The sequence below is a fragment of the Pseudomonas sp. LJDD11 genome, from assembly GCF_024584215.1.
GTDB lineage: Bacteria > Pseudomonadota > Gammaproteobacteria > Pseudomonadales > Pseudomonadaceae > Aquipseudomonas.
Window position 1 is genome coordinate 301,081 of the sequence record NZ_JANJFL010000001.1, and the last position, 17,153, is coordinate 318,233.

At 60.4% G+C, this 17,153-nt stretch carries 16 protein-coding genes and 1 pseudogene; 9 read left to right on the forward strand and 8 right to left on the reverse strand.

The genetic code is table 11. From position 1 onward, the window contains the following. The first annotated feature begins 159 nt into the window (after window positions 1-159). Window positions 160-1,317, forward strand: a complete 1,158-nt coding sequence (locus NRB16_RS01395) for an HPP family protein (protein ID WP_084710143.1) — start codon at window positions 160-162, stop codon at window positions 1,315-1,317. Here the strand turns inward: NRB16_RS01395 and NRB16_RS01400 are convergent. From NRB16_RS01400 to NRB16_RS01410, 3 genes are all read right to left on the reverse strand, one after another. After that, complete coding sequence (locus NRB16_RS01400; protein ID WP_257105277.1) at window positions 1,268-2,596, reverse strand: NTP/NDP exchange transporter; 1,329 nt, start codon at window positions 2,594-2,596, stop codon at window positions 1,268-1,270. The genes NRB16_RS01395 and NRB16_RS01400 overlap by 50 nt on opposite strands. 3 nt (window positions 2,597-2,599) lie before the next feature. Beyond that, window positions 2,600-3,532, reverse strand: coding sequence for an aldo/keto reductase (locus tag NRB16_RS01405; RefSeq protein WP_045492610.1), 933 nt, complete (start codon window positions 3,530-3,532; stop codon window positions 2,600-2,602). Window positions 3,533-3,705: 173 nt separating this feature from the next. Continuing rightward, on the reverse strand, window positions 3,706-4,530 hold the full coding sequence (locus tag NRB16_RS01410; RefSeq protein ID WP_253111603.1) for an HDOD domain-containing protein: 825 nt from the start codon (window positions 4,528-4,530) through the stop codon (window positions 3,706-3,708). Window positions 4,531-4,876: 346 nt separating this feature from the next. Between NRB16_RS01410 and NRB16_RS29515 the strand changes: the two are divergent. The 4 genes and pseudogenes from NRB16_RS29515 to phnN form a co-directional block, all read left to right on the forward strand. Beyond that, window positions 4,877-5,908, forward strand: a pseudogene (locus tag NRB16_RS29515) (cache domain-containing protein); the annotation flags it as partial. 132 nt (window positions 5,909-6,040) lie between these two features. After that, complete coding sequence (locus tag NRB16_RS29520; protein WP_373568423.1) at window positions 6,041-6,766, forward strand: methyl-accepting chemotaxis protein; 726 nt, start codon at window positions 6,041-6,043, stop codon at window positions 6,764-6,766. A 165-nt stretch (window positions 6,767-6,931) separates the two neighbouring features. Next, complete coding sequence (gene phnD, locus NRB16_RS01420) at window positions 6,932-7,924, forward strand: phosphonate ABC transporter substrate-binding protein (RefSeq protein WP_253111607.1); 993 nt, start codon at window positions 6,932-6,934, stop codon at window positions 7,922-7,924. A gap of 83 nt (window positions 7,925-8,007) precedes the next feature. Then, the gene (gene phnN, locus NRB16_RS01425) at window positions 8,008-8,571 is read left to right on the forward strand and encodes a phosphonate metabolism protein/1,5-bisphosphokinase (PRPP-forming) PhnN (RefSeq protein WP_253111609.1); all 564 of its coding nucleotides are present in this window, start codon (window positions 8,008-8,010) and stop codon (window positions 8,569-8,571) included. Here the strand turns inward: phnN and NRB16_RS01430 are convergent. Further along, window positions 8,565-9,227, reverse strand: coding sequence for a hypothetical protein (locus tag NRB16_RS01430; RefSeq protein ID WP_257105279.1), 663 nt, complete (start codon window positions 9,225-9,227; stop codon window positions 8,565-8,567). The genes phnN and NRB16_RS01430 overlap by 7 nt on opposite strands. A 213-nt stretch (window positions 9,228-9,440) precedes the next feature. After that, window positions 9,441-10,340, reverse strand: coding sequence for an AEC family transporter (locus NRB16_RS01435; protein WP_045492595.1), 900 nt, complete (start codon window positions 10,338-10,340; stop codon window positions 9,441-9,443). A gap of 224 nt (window positions 10,341-10,564) precedes the next feature. Here NRB16_RS01435 and folE2 point away from each other — a divergent pair, with 224 nt between their 5' ends. The 4 genes from folE2 (at window position 10,565) to NRB16_RS01455 (ending at window position 13,725) form a co-directional block, all read left to right on the forward strand. Continuing rightward, window positions 10,565-11,470: a GTP cyclohydrolase FolE2 gene (gene folE2 / locus NRB16_RS01440; RefSeq protein WP_257105280.1), complete on the forward strand. Its 906-nt coding sequence runs from the start codon at window positions 10,565-10,567 to the stop codon at window positions 11,468-11,470. Window positions 11,471-11,480: 10 nt separating this feature from the next. Continuing rightward, window positions 11,481-12,041 carry a carbonate dehydratase gene (locus NRB16_RS01445; protein ID WP_257105281.1) on the forward strand — a complete coding sequence of 187 codons (561 nt, stop codon included), beginning with the start codon at window positions 11,481-11,483 and terminating at the stop codon, window positions 12,039-12,041. Between the two features lie 18 nt (window positions 12,042-12,059). Beyond that, window positions 12,060-12,467 (forward strand): RNA polymerase-binding protein DksA, encoded by a 408-nt coding sequence (gene dksA / locus NRB16_RS01450; protein WP_045492589.1) that lies wholly within the window; start codon window positions 12,060-12,062, stop codon window positions 12,465-12,467. 97 nt (window positions 12,468-12,564) lie between these two features. Then, window positions 12,565-13,725 (forward strand): DUF1624 domain-containing protein, encoded by a 1,161-nt coding sequence (locus NRB16_RS01455; RefSeq protein ID WP_253111620.1) that lies wholly within the window; start codon window positions 12,565-12,567, stop codon window positions 13,723-13,725. A gap of 114 nt (window positions 13,726-13,839) precedes the next feature. Here the strand turns inward: NRB16_RS01455 and NRB16_RS01460 are convergent, their stop codons facing one another. The 3 genes from NRB16_RS01460 to NRB16_RS01470 all read right to left on the reverse strand — a co-directional run bounded on the left by NRB16_RS01460 (window position 13,840) and on the right by NRB16_RS01470 (window position 17,136). Then, a complete protein-coding gene (locus NRB16_RS01460) occupies window positions 13,840-15,141 on the reverse strand; it encodes a hypothetical protein (RefSeq protein ID WP_257105282.1) in 1,302 nt (433 codons plus the stop codon). Between the two features lie 602 nt (window positions 15,142-15,743). After that, on the reverse strand, window positions 15,744-16,634 hold the full coding sequence (locus tag NRB16_RS01465) for a LysR family transcriptional regulator (RefSeq protein WP_257105283.1): 891 nt from the start codon (window positions 16,632-16,634) through the stop codon (window positions 15,744-15,746). A 37-nt stretch (window positions 16,635-16,671) separates the two neighbouring features. Then, window positions 16,672-17,136: a DUF1348 family protein gene (locus NRB16_RS01470; protein ID WP_045492576.1), complete on the reverse strand. Its 465-nt coding sequence runs from the start codon at window positions 17,134-17,136 to the stop codon at window positions 16,672-16,674. Window positions 17,137-17,153 lie beyond the last annotated feature (17 nt).

Here is a 17,153-nt window from a genome sequence, read left to right on the forward strand (position 1 = left end):
GCGCTCCGGTTGCCAGCGAATGCGCGGGCTACACAACTTGAATTGAATTTCCCCTTGCCATTCGCCCTCATAGGCAATCCGCGTTACCATCGGATGCTCAAATTCTGACCGTCAGGTCCACTGGCGGCTGTTTTCCGACTTTGCAGACTGCCGAGCCCAATGTCCGAAACCACACCCTCCGAGCCCCGTTTGCGCGCCCGTCTGAGCGCTTTTTTGCGTGCATTCTGGCCTGCACCCCATGCCATTGATGCCCTTGAACGACTGCGCGCCAGCACCGGTGCGGCGCTGGGTATCCTGCTGGCTGCTGTGTGTGCCGCGTTCTGGCTCAACGGCAACGCCGCCCATGAACACGGCCTGCTGGCTCTGGCGCTGGTCGCCCCGTTGGGCGCCAGTGCGGTGCTGGTGTTTGCCGTGCCCGCCAGCCCGTTGGCGCAGCCTTGGTCGGTGGTGGGCGGCAATACCCTGTCGGCGCTGGTCGGCATTGCCTGCTGCAAGTGGATTCCCGATGCCAGCCTGGCCGCGGCGCTGGCTGTGGGGCTGGCAATCGCCGTGATGTTGTTGATGCGCTGCCTGCACCCGCCCGGTGGCGCCTCGGCCTTGCTGATGGTGCTGATGGGGTGCGACCGCTTCGAGTTCGCTTTCAGCCCGGTGCTGATCGACTCGTTGCTGATGGTGCTGGCCGGGCTGGTCTACAACAACCTCACCGGGCGCAGTTGGCCGCATCTGCCGCTGCCGGCCAAGGCGGCGCCGACCCATTTGCATCGCGCTGATCTGGATGCGGTGCTGGACCGCTACAACCAGATCCTCGACGTCAGCCGCGACGATCTGGAAGTGCTCCTTGAGCAGGTCGAAGCGCTGAACTTTCAGCGCTCGGTCGGTGATCTGCGGTGCCGCGATGTCATGACCCAGAACCCGCTGAGCGTCGGCCAGGAAACCTCGCTGCGCGAAGCCTGGGCGTTGATGCGGGAACGACGTATCAAGGCCTTGCCGGTCATCGACCGTCAGCAGCATTTGCTGGGCATTGTCACGGTTGCCGATTTCATGGGCCAGATCGACCTGGACGTGCACGATGGCATCGCCTGGCGCCTGCGCACCCTGGTGCGGCCGAAAAAGCACGATGAGGTCCGTACCGTGGGGCAGATCATGACCCGCACCGTGCGGGTGTCGAGCAGCGACCGGCTGCTGCTGGATCTGGTGCCGGTGTTCTCCGACAACGGTCACCGGCACATTCCGATCATCGACGACAAGCAGCGCCTGGTGGGCATCATCACCCAGTCGGATCTGATTCGGGCTTTGTATCGCGCGGTGCGTAGCTGATGCTGCTGCCTTCGCGCTGACGCTGGGCCTGACCCAGGCGCAACCCGACCCATGCCCAGAGCAATGCCAGCCCGGCGCCGATGTACATCGCCAGCGCCGGATGTTCACCGAGCAGGTCCAGGCCGCGCTTGAGCCAGCCACTGAGCGCGTCGCCGCCGCGGTAGACCACGGTGTCGATGAAGTTCTTGGCCTTGTACTTCTGCTCGGCAGACACCACGGTGTAGAGCATTTCCCGGCCCGGCCGGACCAGCGCGTACTCGCCGGCGCGGCGCACCACCATCACCACTGCGAACACCGCAAACACCGGCGACAGCGCCAACAGCACGAACCCGCCAGCGATCAGCAGTGGTACCGCCACCAGCAGGACGGTCACCCCCAGCTTCTGGGCGATTCGCCCGGTGACAAACAGCTGGGTAAAGATCGCCAGGCTTTGCACCAGCGTGTCGAGCAGGCCGAACACCTGGGTCTGGGTAGTGCGGTCAGGAAAATGGCTGGCAACGATACGCGCCTGCTCGAAGTACAGAAAGGTGCTGGCGCTGGCCAGCAGGATCACGAACAGGGCAATGCCGAGCAGAAACGGCGAGCGCAGCACCGCCGTGGCACCGGCAAACGGATTGCCGCCCAGCGGTTTGTCGCGTTGCTCAGCGCGCTGTTCGTTCAACGGCTCACGCTCACGCCAGCGCAGCAGGCTCAAGGCCGCCAGCAGGCTACCAGCCAGGAGCAGGGCGGCCAGCAGCAATAACCCGGCATGCCCCAGCGGCGCCACCAGCACAGTGCCCAGCAGCGGCCCGAGCAGGCCGCCGAAACTGGCGCCACCGGCCATCAGGGCAAATACCCGCCTGGCCTGCGCGCTGCTGAACACATCGGCCAGCACGCTCCAGGCCAGCGAGATGCTCAGCAGGTTGAACACCGACAGCCACACATAGAACGTTCGCCCGGTCCAGACGTTATCTGGATCGCGTTGGATGAGCAGGGCAAAGACCAACAGGTTGAGCACGAAAAAACCGAATACCGTACTGAGCAGCGACCTGCGGTTCAGTCGTGAAGCCAGCAGGCCGAACAGCGGCAAGGCGGCCAGGGTGGCGATGAAGGTGGCGGTAAACAGCCATTGCAGGTTATCGACCCCGCCGGCCAGCCCCATCACTTCGCGCACTGGGCGCAACATGAAATAGCCGGTGAACAGCAGCATGAACATGGCCAGGCCCAGGCTGACGACTCGTTCTTCACCGGGTCTGATATTGAATAACCGGCGCAGACGGGCAGCGAGTGCAATGGGCATCGGTCAGCCGATCAGGTCGATGAGCGACTGGCGCTGCGCAGCATTGAGTGGCTCGCCAAACCCGGCGAGCAAATTGTCGCGCTGGCGAGTCGGTCGGCCAGTGGCGGGAATCACCGCAGTGACTGCCGGGTCGCTCAGGGCAAAGCGCAGAAACGCCTGGGCCCAGGACATGATGCCCACATCGGCGGCCCAGCCTGGCAGCGGTTTGTTCTGCACGCGAGCGAACAACTTGCCGTCATCAAAGGCCCGATTGACCAGCACCGCGACGCCCAGCTCGCGGGCGACCGGAAATACGGTTTTTTCCGCGCCGCGAGTCGACACTGAATAATTGACCTGAACAAAATCCGGACGGCTCTGGCGCAGCACGGCTGCCAGTTCTGCATGGCCGTGTTCCAGATAGTGGGTCACTCCGCTGTAGCGGGTCTTGCCCTCGGCCTTGAGGTCATTGATCAGCGCCAGTTGGGTCTGCCAGTCCTGCAGCGTGTGCACCTGAAGTAGCTCAACCTTGTCGGTGCGCAGCGCGTCCAGAGAGCGCTGAAACTGCGCCAGCCCTGCCTGGCGGCCGTGCGCGGCCAGTTTGGTGGCCAGAAACGCCTTGTCACGCAGGCCCAGCTCGGCAAGCAGGTCACCCAGCACTGTTTCGGCGCGGCCATAGCCGGGCGCCGTGTCGATCAGGGTCGAGCCGCCGGAGAAAAAGGTCTTCAGCACTTCACGCAGCGGATCGCGTTCAGCCTGGCTGGTGCCGACATCGAAACTGCCCGAGGTGCCCATGCCGATCACCGGCAACGGCTCGGCGCTGGACGGGACAGCGCGGGTCTGCGGCGGGGCACCGCTCAACGGTGGATTGAGCGGCGTCGCAAAGCGCCCGGCACCGCTGACCAGAAAACCCGCCCCTAATACCGCCATGCCACCCAATACGGCTCTGCGAGTCGCCATCCATAGCCTCCTGCGAATGAGAACTGCTCACTACATTCGTCACAGTCTATACGTTGGTGCATCGATTGATGGCCATGTTCCGACCGCAGGGGCCTGAATCTGATAGCTCTACGACCGGCTTTAGCCGGGAACCCTTTTGCGGATCGCCGCCCGGCTGCTCCTTCAGCGGCGCCTCAGCTCAACAACTGCTCGAATGCCTTGTCTGCCTCCAGCACAGCCGGCAGGCTGTCGAACAACCGGTCCAGATCGACGCCTTCGAACAGTGGGCCGCTGATCGCTTCGCGGGCTTGCGGGGTCGGGCCGCCATGTTCGTTCAGGGCATCGGAAATCACGATGGACTGGGCGATGATCCGTGGCAGCGGGGCGTTGTCGGGTGCCTGCATGGGCCGGGCCTGAAAAGCGATGGCTTGTTGAATCACCTTGGGCAGGTTCCAGCGCTTGGCCAACTCTGCGCCCACCTCCGGATAGCCGAAGCCCAGTTGCAGGGTCTCGTTGGCCACCCGGCCGGACGATCCGGATCTTGCAGCGCTGTTCAGACGTTCAGCCACCGCCGGAGCGCCGGTCTGGATCAGCAGCTCGCCGATGTTGTGCATCACCCCGCACGTGAAGGCTATTTCGGCGTCGGCGCCGCTTTGCTTGGCCAGCAGCCGGGCCACGCCCGCGACCTGAAAGCTGGTCAGCCAGAAACCTTTGAGATCGAAGTTGGGCACTGCCTTGAACGCGCCGGTTACCGCTGAAGCCAGCACCAGTGTACGCAGGGTATTGAAGCCCAGGCGCATGGCAGCATCTTCGATGCTCGACGATTCTCGCGACCCGCGAAACCGTGCCGAGTTGGCCAGCCGCAGGATCTTCGCGGAGATCACCGGGTCTTTTTCGATATTGCGTGAAACACTTTCCAGGTTGGACGAAGGATTGTCGAATTGCAGCAACAGATCCTGGGCAACCTTGGGGATGCTGGGCAGGCTCTGCAGGTCGGCAAACAGTTTTTCAATCTCCATGGGGCGCATCCTCATCACGTCGGGATGATTGCAACGATAGTCAGTATTTCCAGGCTTGCACGGGTCGTGCGTCAGGTTGAGAAACAATCCACAAGCGGGTGCAGAACCCAGCTTCAATGCCGATAACATCCGGTAGGCAACATACGCGCTGGCAGGCCATGCGGCTTTTTCATGACCGATGGACGTTTTGTCATGAAATACAGCCGTTGCTGTGATATCAAGAGGCCGTTATGGGCTCTATACCGGTTATACCTATACCTTGTGTGCCGCAGGATTGGCCGGGTAACACCCCTGTTTAAAAAAGTGCCTGCCTCCCTGATGCAGCCCTGTGGAAAGAGTCAACATGATGAGAAGTCTGGGTTTCAGCAAGAAGATCCTGCTGGCGGCGGCACTGACCGTGGGCGTGGCGTTTACCGTATTTATCGTGGTCAATGACTACCGGCAACGGCAGACATTGAAGACCAACGTGCTGGGCGAATTGCAGCAGTTGGGGACATTGACCACCCAGAATATCCAGACCTGGCTGGAGGGGCGTGGCCAACTGGTGCAGTCGATGGGCCAGCAGATCGCTGCTGACGGCAAGGAACAAGCGCAGTTGCGCCGGGCAATCAACCTGCCGGCCTACACCGAGAACTTCCTGTTGAGCTACTTCGGTGGCGCTGATGGCGTGATGTTCTCCATCCCCGCCGGTAACCGCCCGGCCGACTATGACCCACGTGCGCGGGGTTGGTACAAGGCGGCGCAAGGCGCGGGCAAGACCATCGTGACCGAACCCTACATCGCCAGCTCCAGCGGAAAACTGGTAGTCACCGTTGCGACCCCGGTCAGCCAGCAAGGGCAAATGATCGGTGTTGCAGCGGCCGACATCAGCCTGGAGAGCATCAGCAAGACCATCAATTCGCTGAACTTTGGCGGTCATGGTTATGCGTTTATTGTCAGCGCCGACGGCAAGATCCTGATTCACCCGGACGCCAATCGGGTGCTCAAACCGCTCAGCGAGGTCTACCCGGACAACACCCCGAAGGTCGCGGCAGGTGTCAGCGAAATCGAGTCGGCCGACAAGGCCGAGATCATTGCTTTTACCCCGGTCGAAGGGCCGACATCGAGCCGCTGGTATGTGGCCTTGGTGCTGGAGCGTGACGCGGCCTATGCGATGCTCGGCGAATTCCGCAGCTCAGCCATCACTGCGATGCTGGTGGTGGTGCTGGCGGTGATCTTGATTCTGGGGCTGCTGATCCGCGTGCTGATGCAGCCGTTGCACCAGATGGGCAGTGCGATGCGTGACATTGCGGCGGGCGAGGGCGACCTGACCAAGCGCCTGAATATCACCTCCCAGGATGAATTCGGCGAGCTGGCGCGTTCGTTCAACCAGTTCGTCGAGCGGATCCACACCTCGATCCGGGAAGTGGCGTCGACCGCCGCGCAACTGGGCGATGTGGTCAATCAGGTGGTCCAGGCTTCCAACTCATCGATTGGCAGTTCCGACGAGCAGGCGCACCGTACCGAAAGCGTGGCGGCGGCAATCAATGAACTGGGGGCTGCCGCCCAGGAAATCGCCCGCAATGCGGCGCAGACCTCGCAGAAGTCTGGCGACGCCAGCCAACTGGCCGGTGACGGCCGTCAGGTGGTGCAGCAATCGATTGGCGCGATGAACGAGCTATCAGCCAAGATCAGCGAGTCCTGCGCGCGCATCGAGTCGCTTAACGGCAAGACCGCCAATATCGGTCAGATTCTCGAAGTGATCACCGGTATTTCCCAGCAGACCAACCTGCTGGCGCTCAACGCCGCCATCGAAGCGGCGCGGGCCGGTGAAGCCGGGCGTGGTTTTGCTGTGGTCGCCGATGAAGTGCGCAACCTGGCGCACCGCACCCAGGACTCGGCGCAGCAAGTGCAGGGCATGATCGAAGAACTGCAGACCGGTGCCCGGGACGCGGTAACGACCATGCTGGCGAGCCAGCGTCACAGCGAGTCCAGTGTCGACATCACCAACCGCGCCGGTGAACGTCTGGGCAGCGTGACTCAGCGAATCGACGAGATCAATGAGATGAACCAGTCGGTGGCCGCCGCCACAGAACAACAGACGGCGGTGGTCGAGTCGATCAACATGGACATCAGCCAGATCAACAGCCTCAACCAGCAAGGCGTTGATAACCTCAAGCTGACCTTGCAGGCCTGCAACTCGCTGGAGCAGCAGACCCGTCGTTTGCAGCAGTTGGTAGGCTCGTTCCGCATCTGAACCGCAGCGCCTGAACGATTGCTGATCGCAGGCGCATGTCATTGAATTGGCAACAAATTGTGATACAAGCGCGGTGCGGTACACTGCGTTGCACCGCGCGGCCGCAGCCTGTCATCCGCCAGGCTGCTCGGCATCAAGTCTGCTGGTCATTTTGGGAGCCTCTGCATGTTGCACCGCCTAGTGCGTCTGCTGGTGTCTGTCGTTAGCCTGGCATTGTGTCTGCTGACCAGCGCTCACGGCCAGGAGCAAGCCATCCGCTTCGGCCTGCTGTCCACCGAGTCCAGAGAAAACCTGCACGCCATCTGGCAGCCGTTGCTCGACGACATGACGCGCCAGACGGGCTTGCCGGTGGAGGCGGTGTTTGCCAGTGACTACGCCCACTTGATCGAAGGCATGCGGGCGCAGCGCATCGATGTTGCCTGGCTGGGGAACATGGCTGCGGTGGAGGCGGTGGATCATTCCGGTGCCGAGGTTTTCGCCCAGACCGCCATGGAACACGGTATGCCTGGTTATTACGGTCTGCTGATCGCGCGTAAAGACAGCCCGGTCAATAACGTCGGCGACTTGCTGCGCCTTGCACCGCAACTGACCTTTGGTAACGGCGACCTGAATTCGACTTCAGGTTATCTGGTGCCCGGTTACTACGTTTTCGCTCGCCAGCAGGTTGACCCGGCCAAGGCGTTCAAGCGCACCGTCAATCAGAGCCACGAAGCCAATGCGCTGGATGTTGCCAACGGTAAACTTGATGCCGCAAGCTTCAACAGCGAAAACTGGGACCGCCTGCAACTGACCCATCCCGAGCAATTGAGCCAGCTGAAGATCATCTGGAAATCCCGGTTGATCCCTTCCGACCCGGTCCTGTGGCGCACGTCGCTGAGCCAGCAGAGCCGAGCAAAAATTCGCAGCTTCCTGCTGAGCTATGGCGCTAACGAGCATGAAAAAGCGGTGCTCAAAGGGCTGCAGCAAACCTCGTTCATTGCCTCGGACAACGATCAGTTGCTACCGATCCGCCAGTTGCTGTTGTTCAAGCAGCGCACTGAAGTGGCGGCCAGCACGCTGAGCGTTGACCAGAAAAAAGCCCGATTGCGCGCCATCGACGCTGAGCTGGCCCGTTTGCAGGATCGTATCAGTGTGCCTGGCAAGCAAAGCGGGCCGTGACCTTCAGTAGCAGGGCACTATGGATTCTGCTGCGCAGCGATTATCATTCGCCGCGTTCGAATCATCGTACAAGAGGACAGGGCATGCCGGGCAGGTTGATCTATCTCATCGGGCCGTCCGGCTCCGGCAAGGACAGTTTGCTCGATGCCGCCCGCGATAGCCTGGCAGCACGCGGCTGTAAGGTAGTACGCCGGGTCATCACCCGTTCTGCCGAAGCGGTGGGCGAGGCCGCCGAGGCAGTCAGTGTCGAGCAGTTCCAGCACCTCAAGGCCCAAGGCGCGTTTGCCCTGGATTGGCAAGCCAATGGGCTGCATTACGGCATCCCCATCGAAATAGACCAGTGGCTGGCGGCCGGCAACGATGTACTGGTCAATGGCTCACGCGGCCACCTGCACGCCACCCGGCAACGCTACCCCGATCTGTTGGCGATCCTGCTTACCGTCGATCCTGACATCCTGCGCCAGCGCCTGCTGGCCCGAGGCCGCGAGCCGCTGGCCGAAATCGAAGCGCGCTTGCAGCGCAATGCGCGCTTTGCCAGTGAACTGTTGGCCGAAGCGCCGGATGTACGACTGCTGGATAACTCCGGGGCGTTGCAGGGCAGCGTGGGGCAGCTTTTGGCATACATTGGAGGCGCTACGCCTTATTGACCTATCTCGACATCTTGCTTTGGCTGATAGAAGGGGACGTTGCCTTCGCCTATGGACAGTTGATACTGGGTGCCGCAAGGGTCTCCATATGAGTTCCGGCAGCCACGAATGCGCGGGTCTTCGATGTAATTGCCGTTCCAGCGGCCCAGACTTTCGATGCTTCCGTCCAGGGCTATGCGCTTCATTTCGTAGGCGATTGCATTATCAAGATCAAATAAATATTTGCGCTGATAGTTGTCGGTGTAGAAGAACTTCACGCCCTGGAATGATGTTCGGACGAAGTCTTGGTATAGGGTGTGCCCCGACGGGTTGGTAATGCGCAGAAAGCCGTTGCCATCATTGGTATATGGATGTTCGAGCCGTCTGGCTTCCGACTCGGTGAGCGGCGGGCCGATCGCTAAATCAATGCAGGTCGTGAAGTTCCGGGAGGCTTCAAGGCTTGGGATCTGAGTGAGCTCGTACTCAGGGTAGTTGCCAGAGATATTGATCTTTTCGCCGGTTTTTTTTGACGGCCATTTTTTCAACTCATGAATACATTCGTTTGCGGTTGGCTTTTTAAGGGCTGGCGCAGCCTCTCCTGCGAATGCAGAAACAGCGGCCAGGGTGGTCGCTGCTGAAAGCAGGAGGCTGGCAGAGATCGTGCGAAACAGGGTCATGATATCGGTCCTTGAGATCAGGTGAGTCGTCATGAGGCATGCAGGTCATTGGCACAGGTCGCGATGCCCTGAGTGATTATCGTCAGTGGCTGACGCTAACACCGCTATCAGAACTGCCAGTTCATCAGTTGATGGGGCTTTGGGCATACCGCCACGCTCTTCGGAGTAACGCACTGCATGGGGAATGCGATACAAAGGCCGGGCAACGGCTCCTTACAGCGCGTGCGCCAGCCCCATCCACAGCGGTAAGGTCACCACCGACAGCAGTGTGGTCAGGGCAATCGCCGAGCTGGTCTTCTGGCGGTCTTGCTGGGTCGTGGCGAAGGCCAGCACATTCACCCCGCTGGGTCCTGCGGCCATCAGTACCAGCACCGCACGCGGCATGCCCGTGATACCCAGCACTACGCAGGCCAACAGCACCAGCAGCGGCATCAGCACCAGTTTGGCGAAGGTGATGCTCAGCGCCTCACGGGTCGGGGTCAGGCGGTAGCCGGACAGGTTGGCGCCCAGCACCAGCAACGAGCAGGGCAGGGCGGCCTGGGCCAGCCAGTTGCTCAACTGATCGGCCCACAGCGGCAGATGCAAACCCGACAGATTGACCGCCATGCCGGCCAACAGGCCGATGATGATCGGGTTGGCCAGGCTGGCAATTAGCGAGCGTGCGTTGAACGCCGCCGAGCCGGTAACGGTTTCGTAGAGGCTGTGGAAGCTGAACAGCAACAGGCTGTGGATCGAGATTACCGTGAACAGCAGCAACAGCCCCGGCGGGCCGAACAGCGAGCCTACCAACGGAATGCCGATCAGGATGTTGTTGGAAAAGCTCGCGGTCAGGCCGAATGGCGTGGGGCGCTGGCTCCAGCGGTGGCTCAGCAGATTGATCAGGATGAAGATCAGCAGCGCCGGTACGAAATACCCAGCCAGCACGCTGAGGTCCAGCCCCTCGTGCAGCGGTGCCTTGATCATCCCGGTAAACAGCACCATGGGCATGAACAGCTTGAACGCCAGGGTACTCAGCGCCTTGGCATTTTCACCGGCGATCACCTTGCGCAGGCCCAGCCCGTAGCCGAGTACGATCAACAGGAAAATGGGCAGGATCGCCTGGATAACGGCCACGGCACGGTTCCTTCTGATGAGTTTCAGGCACTGAGGGCGGGCAGTATGCCGGGCTGTGATTCGCAGCGCACCTGTCTAACCCGGTCGTTTGCGAACGAGAGCAGGAAAAGGCGAAAAAGATAGTGCGTGACTTGGTTGTTAAATTTGATGTTATATTGTTTCAAATTTGCCAGGCCCAGGCCGATGCCCGAGTAAACTCTGGCCTGAACGAGACGTACGCCATCATGACCAGCTCCCTTCCCGACGTAGCCCTCACTGAAATCTCCGCCGCTCTGATGCCTCTGGACTGGGTCGGCATGCAGGGCATCGAACTGCCCCTGCGCCTGGATGAACCCGGCCAGAAGTACCCACTGCATGCCAGTGCCGACGTGCAGGTCGAGCTTGCCGATCCGAGCGTCAAAGGCATTCACATGTCGCGCTTGTATCGCTTGCTCGATGGCTTCGCCGAGCATCAGACCCTGACGGTGCAAAGCGTGTACGCGCTGCTCGAAGCGATGGTCGAGAGTCATGCCGACTGTCGCTCCAGCCGCGCCCGGTTGCGTCTGGCCTTCAGCCTGCTGTGCCGTCGCCCGGCGCTGGTGACAGCGGGTCTGAGCGGCTGGAAGTCCTATCCGGCCACGCTCGAAGCGGTCTGGAGCAAAGGCCGTCTGCAATTGGACGTGACCGTAGAGGTGAGCTATTCATCGACCTGCCCGTGCTCGGCTGCGCTGTCGCGGCAGTTGCTCGAAGAGGCGTTTCGCACCCGCTTTGCCGGCCAGGCCGCGCTGGACCCGGGCGAGGTGGCGGTATGGCTGCGCGAGAACGGCTCCCACGCCACCCCGCACAGCCAGCGCAGTGTGGCGCGGGTGCAGGTGCGTATTCCCGAGCAGGCTGACGGCCTGCGCCTGATGGAACTGATCGACACCACCGAGCGTGCCCTCGGTACCCCGGTGCAGACCGCGGTCAAACGGGCCGACGAGCAGGCCTTTGCGCGCCTCAACGGGCAGAACCTGATGTACGTCGAAGACGCCGCGCGCAAGATCCAGCAGGCCCTGGAAGGGCGCTTTGCCGCCTCCAGCGTCAGCGTGCGCCACCTGGAAAGCCTGCATCCCCACGATGCGGTGGCCCAGACCTCCAACTACCTGACCTGAGGATAACCGCGTGATCCGCAAGAACCCGTCCGGCCACCTGCCGGTCATTGCCGAGTCAGCCTACATCGACAAGACCGCGATCATCTGCGGCAAGGTCATCATCCAGGACAACGTGTTCGTCGGCCCTTACGCGGTCATCCGCGCCGACGAGGTGGATGCCAGTGGCGATATGGAGCCGATCGTCATCGGTGCCAATTCCAATATTCAGGACGGCGTGGTGATCCACTCCAAGTCCGGGGCGGCGGTGACCATCGGCCAATACAGCTCCATCGCCCATCGCTCGATTGTTCACGGCCCCTGTGAAGTCGGCGACCGGGTGTTCATTGGCTTCAACAGCGTGCTGTTTAACTGCAAGGTCGGCGACGGCAGTGTGGTGCGCCACAACTCGGTGGTCGATGGCCGCGACCTGCCGGCCAGCTTCTACGTGCCGTCCACCACGCGGATCGGCCCGGCCACCGACCTCCGTCAATTTCCGCCGGTCAGTGTCTCGGCCTCGGAGTTCTCGGAGGACGTCGCGCGGACCAATATCGACCTGGTGCGCGGCTACAAGGCGCTGCAAAACGAATTCTGATGACTCAGGGGCATTGCCATGACTGAACAGGAACTGCTGGCCCAGCCGGCCGAGCGCTACATGGATGGCACTCAACAGGCGTTCTTTCGTGAGCTGCTGATGAGCCAGCGCACTGAACTGCAAACACGGATTTCCAGCGAGTTCATCGACCTGCGAGAATACCAACCCGCCAGCGACCTGGCCGACATTGGCGCCGCCGAAGAGCAGCGCCAGTGGCAACTGCGGGTGCTGGAACGCGAGAAGAAACTGCTCGACAAGATAGACGAGGCACTGGAGCGGCTTGTGCGTGGCGAGTTCGGCTGGTGCGCCGAGACCGGCGAACCGATCGGTCTGAAACGCCTGCTGCTGCGTCCCACGGCCAGTTTGTGCATTGAGGCCAAAGAGCGCCAGGAGCTGCGCGAGCGGCATCAGCGCGATCATTTGTAGCTGCGGCTTGAGCCGCGAGAACTTCACGCCGCCCGGCTGCTCCTGGGTAAACCACACGGCATCACACACCACCCCTTACCACGGACATCACCGCTTCATGACCACCGTTGTTGCCCCCAAGCCAGCTTCAAGACTGCGCTCGATCGACGCCCTGCGCGGGTTGATCATTCTCTTCATGCTTCTGGACCACGTGCGCGAAACCTTCTTTCTGCATCGCCAGGTCGGCGACCCGATGGACGTCGCCAACACCGCTCCGGAGCTGTTCTTCAGCCGTACTCTGGCGCACCTGTGTGCGCCGTTGTTTGTGTTTCTGACCGGCTTGTCGGCGTTTCTGTTTGGTGAAAAATACAGCGGGCGCGGTGATGTGTCGGCGTTTCTGTTCAAGCGCGGTCTGTTTCTGGTGGTGCTGGAGTTCACCCTGGTCAACTTCGCCTGGACCTTCCAGTTCCCGTTTTCGGTCATCTACCTGCAGGTGATCTGGGCCATCGGCCTGAGCATGATTGCCCTGTCAGCGCTGGTCTACCTGCCGCGTGCCGCGCTGATCGGCCTCGGGGTGCTGATCGTCGCGGGTCACAACCTGCTCGACGGCCTGCACTTCGGTATCGAGTCGGCCCTGCATGTACCGTGGGCAATCCTGCATGACCGTGGCTGGATCGAAGTCGCCCAAGACCTGCGCCTGCGGACCTCGTATCCGGTGTTGCCGTGGATTGGCGTTATCGCGCTGGGCTACGCCGCCGGCCCGTGGTTTGCCAGCCAGGCAGACGCCGCCAGCCGGCGTAGCAAGCTGCTGTTCTCAGGCCTGGGCCTGCTGACGTTGTTTGTCCTGCTGCGTCTGCTCAACGGTTATGGCGAGAAACCCTGGAGCGTTGGCGAAACCGGCGTGCAGACGCTGATGAGCTTCTTCAACATCACCAAATACCCGCCGTCGCTATTGTTCATCAGCCTGACCCTGGGCATCGGTCTGCTGATCCTGATCGCCTTCGAACGCTGGCAGCAGCGCGCCTGGCTCAAGCCGTTGGTGATCTTTGGCGCGGCACCCATGTTCTTCTACCTGCTGCACCTGTACGTGCTGAAAGTCCTCTACCTGATGGCCGTGGCACTATGGGGCACCAATCAGGGCAAGTACTTCGGTTTCGACGGCATGGGCGCGGTGTGGCTGGCCTCAGTGCTGCTGGCCGTGGCGCTGTTCCCGGCGGTGCGCTGGTTCGCGACGCTCAAGGCGCGACGCCGGGATATTGCCTGGTTGAAGTACCTCTGACATTGCACTATCACCTTGCGTCTTTCTCGCCCCGTGGATTCGGGCGGGAGAGGCGTCAGGGCAATTAATGAAAACACGCCAGTCAATGCCTTCTTGCCTGGATGGTTGGGAGCATCACGGGACTGTCCGTTGAGGGGGGCGAACTGGAGCAATGACAGGTTTAGCCTTCTGTAATGAAATGATTCGGCTGTGCAGGATGAAAAAAGCCAGTGCCAGCGTTGAGGCCTGTAGGTGAAGAAGTAATGTTATTTTTTCATCATCCCAGTTAATGGCGTAGACGATGGGTATGAACATTCCCAGCATAAGAGCGTTGATTATTAATTGTGGAGCGGTGGTGCGGTTCAATGCTCTTAAGTGTCCTGTTGCAAGTGCCAGGAAAGCGCTGCAGCTCGTGAAGGTTATGAGGCTCCATGCAAGGCTTTTATCATAGATGACGGAGTTGTTACTGTAGAGGCTGAAGATTTTTTCGCCGGTAAAAATGATTATGACTGTGATTGTCGTGCTAAGCGCGGCGGTCCAGATCAGTCCGTGACGGTAGTTGCTTTTTTTCTTTGAAAGCTCTGAGCTTGTGTAAATGCTATGCACCTGACTGAATGCCAGAGACGGGATGGTCAGCAGAGTGATGATGCTCATCGTGACGGATAGCTCTTTGTTGAGGCTTAAGTTTGTAGCTGCAAGCCGCTCCACGACTAGAAAGAAATATATTTTTTGCCCGATCATTCCTCCGGCAATGGCCGCCCCTTTTTTTAGTAATGGAGAGGCCACACAGGCTGCGTTGCTTACTGAAAAGCGACGATAGCCCTTGTTGATGCTCAAAAAGCTGATGAGTGACAGCGTTTCTATAACCGGAAAGTAAGCGAGTGCGTAGTATTTAAAATGCTCTGGCGGGCAGCAAGAAAATGATGCGGTCAGATAAATGATGCCGGTTATCGTGATCAGGGTTTTCAATTTGGCCGATTGTTGAGCTTTGCCGGTCGCCTCGGAAAATGACTGTAAGAAGATGTTGATTGGCAGAAGCGTGGCGGCCGGAATATAAATGATCGATAGATTTACCAGGGTTGCACTGCCTAGAATCTCGGCGCTCGGCAGCTGAAGAACGATCGCCAAGGCAATGGTGCACAGCAAACAAGCGATGAAGCCCAACGCCAGCGAAAGGGTAAAACCGCCTGAGAAAAACTCATCCATTTTTTCAGCGTCTATTTTGATCCTTGCTACGGTGTTGCTGACTGTGGATAGCAGCACCGGTATCGTCGCAGCAATAATAGAAAAAAATGCAATCGTGTAAGAAACGATCGCCAGCGCGTCGGGGGCGGTATAAGCAATCAGCGAGAAAAGTGTGGAAATACCGAGCAAAGGGAACGCACGGGTAATCACAAAAGACGGCAGAGAGGTCGCTGCGAATGCACTGTAGTTCATGACGTACCCTCCCGGATAGAAAGTATGTGGTTTTCCTCCATTGGGCAGCGGTGTGCTGCACGTTCGATTTTTTTGAGTAGCGACGCCGCTGCAAAGGGGGGCGAGACGCGCTGTGATGTAGGGGCTTTTTGAGCGATGTGTATGAAATTTCGTACATCGATAAACATGCAGTGATTTAAAAACACTGTCTGAGTTGCTGAAGAGTTAGCAGGCCGTGACTGAACATCGCACAAGGGACGCAGGACATGAGCACGTTTCTTGCTGGCTCTCATTAGAGGACATCGGCTGGCCGGCAACTTCAATTCGGACGGACGAGCCTATTGCTCGCAGCGCCCGATGATCCTTTTGGATGGCCTTGCGCGCCATCATGCAGGCAATAAAAAACCCGCCGAAGCGGGTTTTTTGTCCCAGACCATTCCAACTCCCTGTCGGCAGTATCCTTTCACGGTCGATCGTCCTTGATCCTGGTGAGCTCCCTGTTCACCAGTGGTTGGATCCAAATATAGGCTTGTCGTCGGGCGGAGCAAATGGCAATTGTTCTCTGCCGCGTGTAAGCCTTTGGCTATCCGTTTGTCAGCCACGGTCTTGCGATCCTGGCAGAGTCAGTTGAACAGTGGATGACCTCGCAACTGCGCCACCGCCATGTCCACGAACGCCCGCACCTTGGCCGGTGCGTGGCGGCCTTGTGCGTAAAGGACATAGACCGGCACTGGCGGTTCTTCGAAGTCGCTCAGCACGATCTCCAGGCTGCCTTCGCGCAGCGCCGGGCCGATCTGGTAGTGCAGGATCTTGGTCAGGCCCCAGCCGGCCCTGGCCGTGGCAATCGCTGCTTCGTTGGTGTTGCATTGCAAGGCGGGCGTGACTAGCAGACGCTGTGCGGATGCGAAGCGCCATTCCGGTGACGACCAGGCACTGTCGGAGACGACGATTCGGTGCTCCTTCAGATCGGCAGGCGTCAGCGGGGTGCCGTGGCGCTGCAGATAAGCGGGCGATGCGCAGATGACCCGGCGCATGGTGCCGACCTGGATCGCGGTGAAGCCTGAATCGGGCAAGTGGCCGATGCGGATCGCCACGTCCATGCCCTCATCGACGATGTTGACCGGGCGGTCGATGAAGAAGGTTCTGGCGCGCATACCGGGATAGGTATCGAGGTAGGCGGTCACGATGGGCAACACGTGCATCTGGCCGAACATCACCGGTGCAGTGATCGCCAGGGTGCCGGAAGGTTCGGCGTAGTGCCCGGCGGCCGATGCCTCGGCTTCGGCAATCTCGCTGAGAATCCTGCGGCAATCGTCCAGGTAGCGCTGGCCCGCTTCGGTGGTTTTCACCGAGCGGGTGGTGCGCACGAACAACCGGGCGCCAATCAGTTCTTCCAGCGCCGCAACACTGCGGGTCACCGCCGGTGCACTCATGTGCACCAGGCGGGCGGCCTCGGCGAAGCTTTGAGTTTCCGCCACTTTGACAAAAACGCGCATCGCTTGCCAACGGTCCATCGGTCTTCCTTATCGCAGCTCAGGGGGGCGAGCAGGCTCAGAAACCAAAGCTGCTCAAACCTTGATGATCGTCCGGGCGGCGTCCCAGTGGCCAGCGGAATTTGCGTTCGGCTTCGCTGATCGGTTGTTCGTTGATGCTCGCATGGCGCTCGCGCATCAGACCGTCTTCGGCAAATTCCCAGTTTTCGTTGCCGTAGGCGCGGAACCATTGGCCGCTGTCGTCGCGGTACTCATAGGCATAGCGCACCGCGATGCGGTTGCCGCTGAAGGCCCAGAGTTCCTTGATCAGCCGGTACTCCAGCTCGCGATTCCACTTGCGGGTCAGAAAGGCTTCGGCGTCGCTGCGGTTGCTGACGAACTCGACGCGGTTGCGCCAGCGGGTGTCGAGGGTATAGGCCTGCGCGACCTTGGCGGCGTCGCGGCTGTTCCAGCCATCTTCGGCCAGGCGGACTTTCTCGATGGCGGTCTGTTCGTTGAACGGTGGCAGCGGTGGACGGGACATGGTTGAACTCCTGATGG

What these genes read in the sequence shown, in the direction of transcription:
- NRB16_RS01395 (WP_084710143.1), top strand. Translation starts at nt 160, where the DNA reads ATGTCCGAAACCACACCCTCCGAGCCCCGTTTGCGCGCCCGTCTGAGC.
- NRB16_RS01400 (WP_257105277.1), bottom strand. Translation starts at nt 2,596, where the DNA reads ATGCCCATTGCACTCGCTGCCCGTCTGCGCCGGTTATTCAATATCAGA.
- NRB16_RS01405 (WP_045492610.1), bottom strand. Translation starts at nt 3,532, where the DNA reads ATGGCGACTCGCAGAGCCGTATTGGGTGGCATGGCGGTATTAGGGGCG.
- NRB16_RS01410 (WP_253111603.1), bottom strand. Translation starts at nt 4,530, where the DNA reads ATGGAGATTGAAAAACTGTTTGCCGACCTGCAGAGCCTGCCCAGCATC.
- phnD (WP_253111607.1), top strand. Translation starts at nt 6,932, where the DNA reads ATGTTGCACCGCCTAGTGCGTCTGCTGGTGTCTGTCGTTAGCCTGGCA.
- phnN (WP_253111609.1), top strand. Translation starts at nt 8,008, where the DNA reads ATGCCGGGCAGGTTGATCTATCTCATCGGGCCGTCCGGCTCCGGCAAG.
- NRB16_RS01430 (WP_257105279.1), bottom strand. Translation starts at nt 9,227, where the DNA reads ATGACCCTGTTTCGCACGATCTCTGCCAGCCTCCTGCTTTCAGCAGCG.
- folE2 (WP_257105280.1), top strand. Translation starts at nt 10,565, where the DNA reads ATGACCAGCTCCCTTCCCGACGTAGCCCTCACTGAAATCTCCGCCGCT.
- dksA (WP_045492589.1), top strand. Translation starts at nt 12,060, where the DNA reads ATGACTGAACAGGAACTGCTGGCCCAGCCGGCCGAGCGCTACATGGAT.
- NRB16_RS01455 (WP_253111620.1), top strand. Translation starts at nt 12,565, where the DNA reads ATGACCACCGTTGTTGCCCCCAAGCCAGCTTCAAGACTGCGCTCGATC.
- NRB16_RS01460 (WP_257105282.1), bottom strand. Translation starts at nt 15,141, where the DNA reads ATGAACTACAGTGCATTCGCAGCGACCTCTCTGCCGTCTTTTGTGATT.
- NRB16_RS01465 (WP_257105283.1), bottom strand. Translation starts at nt 16,634, where the DNA reads ATGGACCGTTGGCAAGCGATGCGCGTTTTTGTCAAAGTGGCGGAAACT.
- NRB16_RS01470 (WP_045492576.1), bottom strand. Translation starts at nt 17,136, where the DNA reads ATGTCCCGTCCACCGCTGCCACCGTTCAACGAACAGACCGCCATCGAG.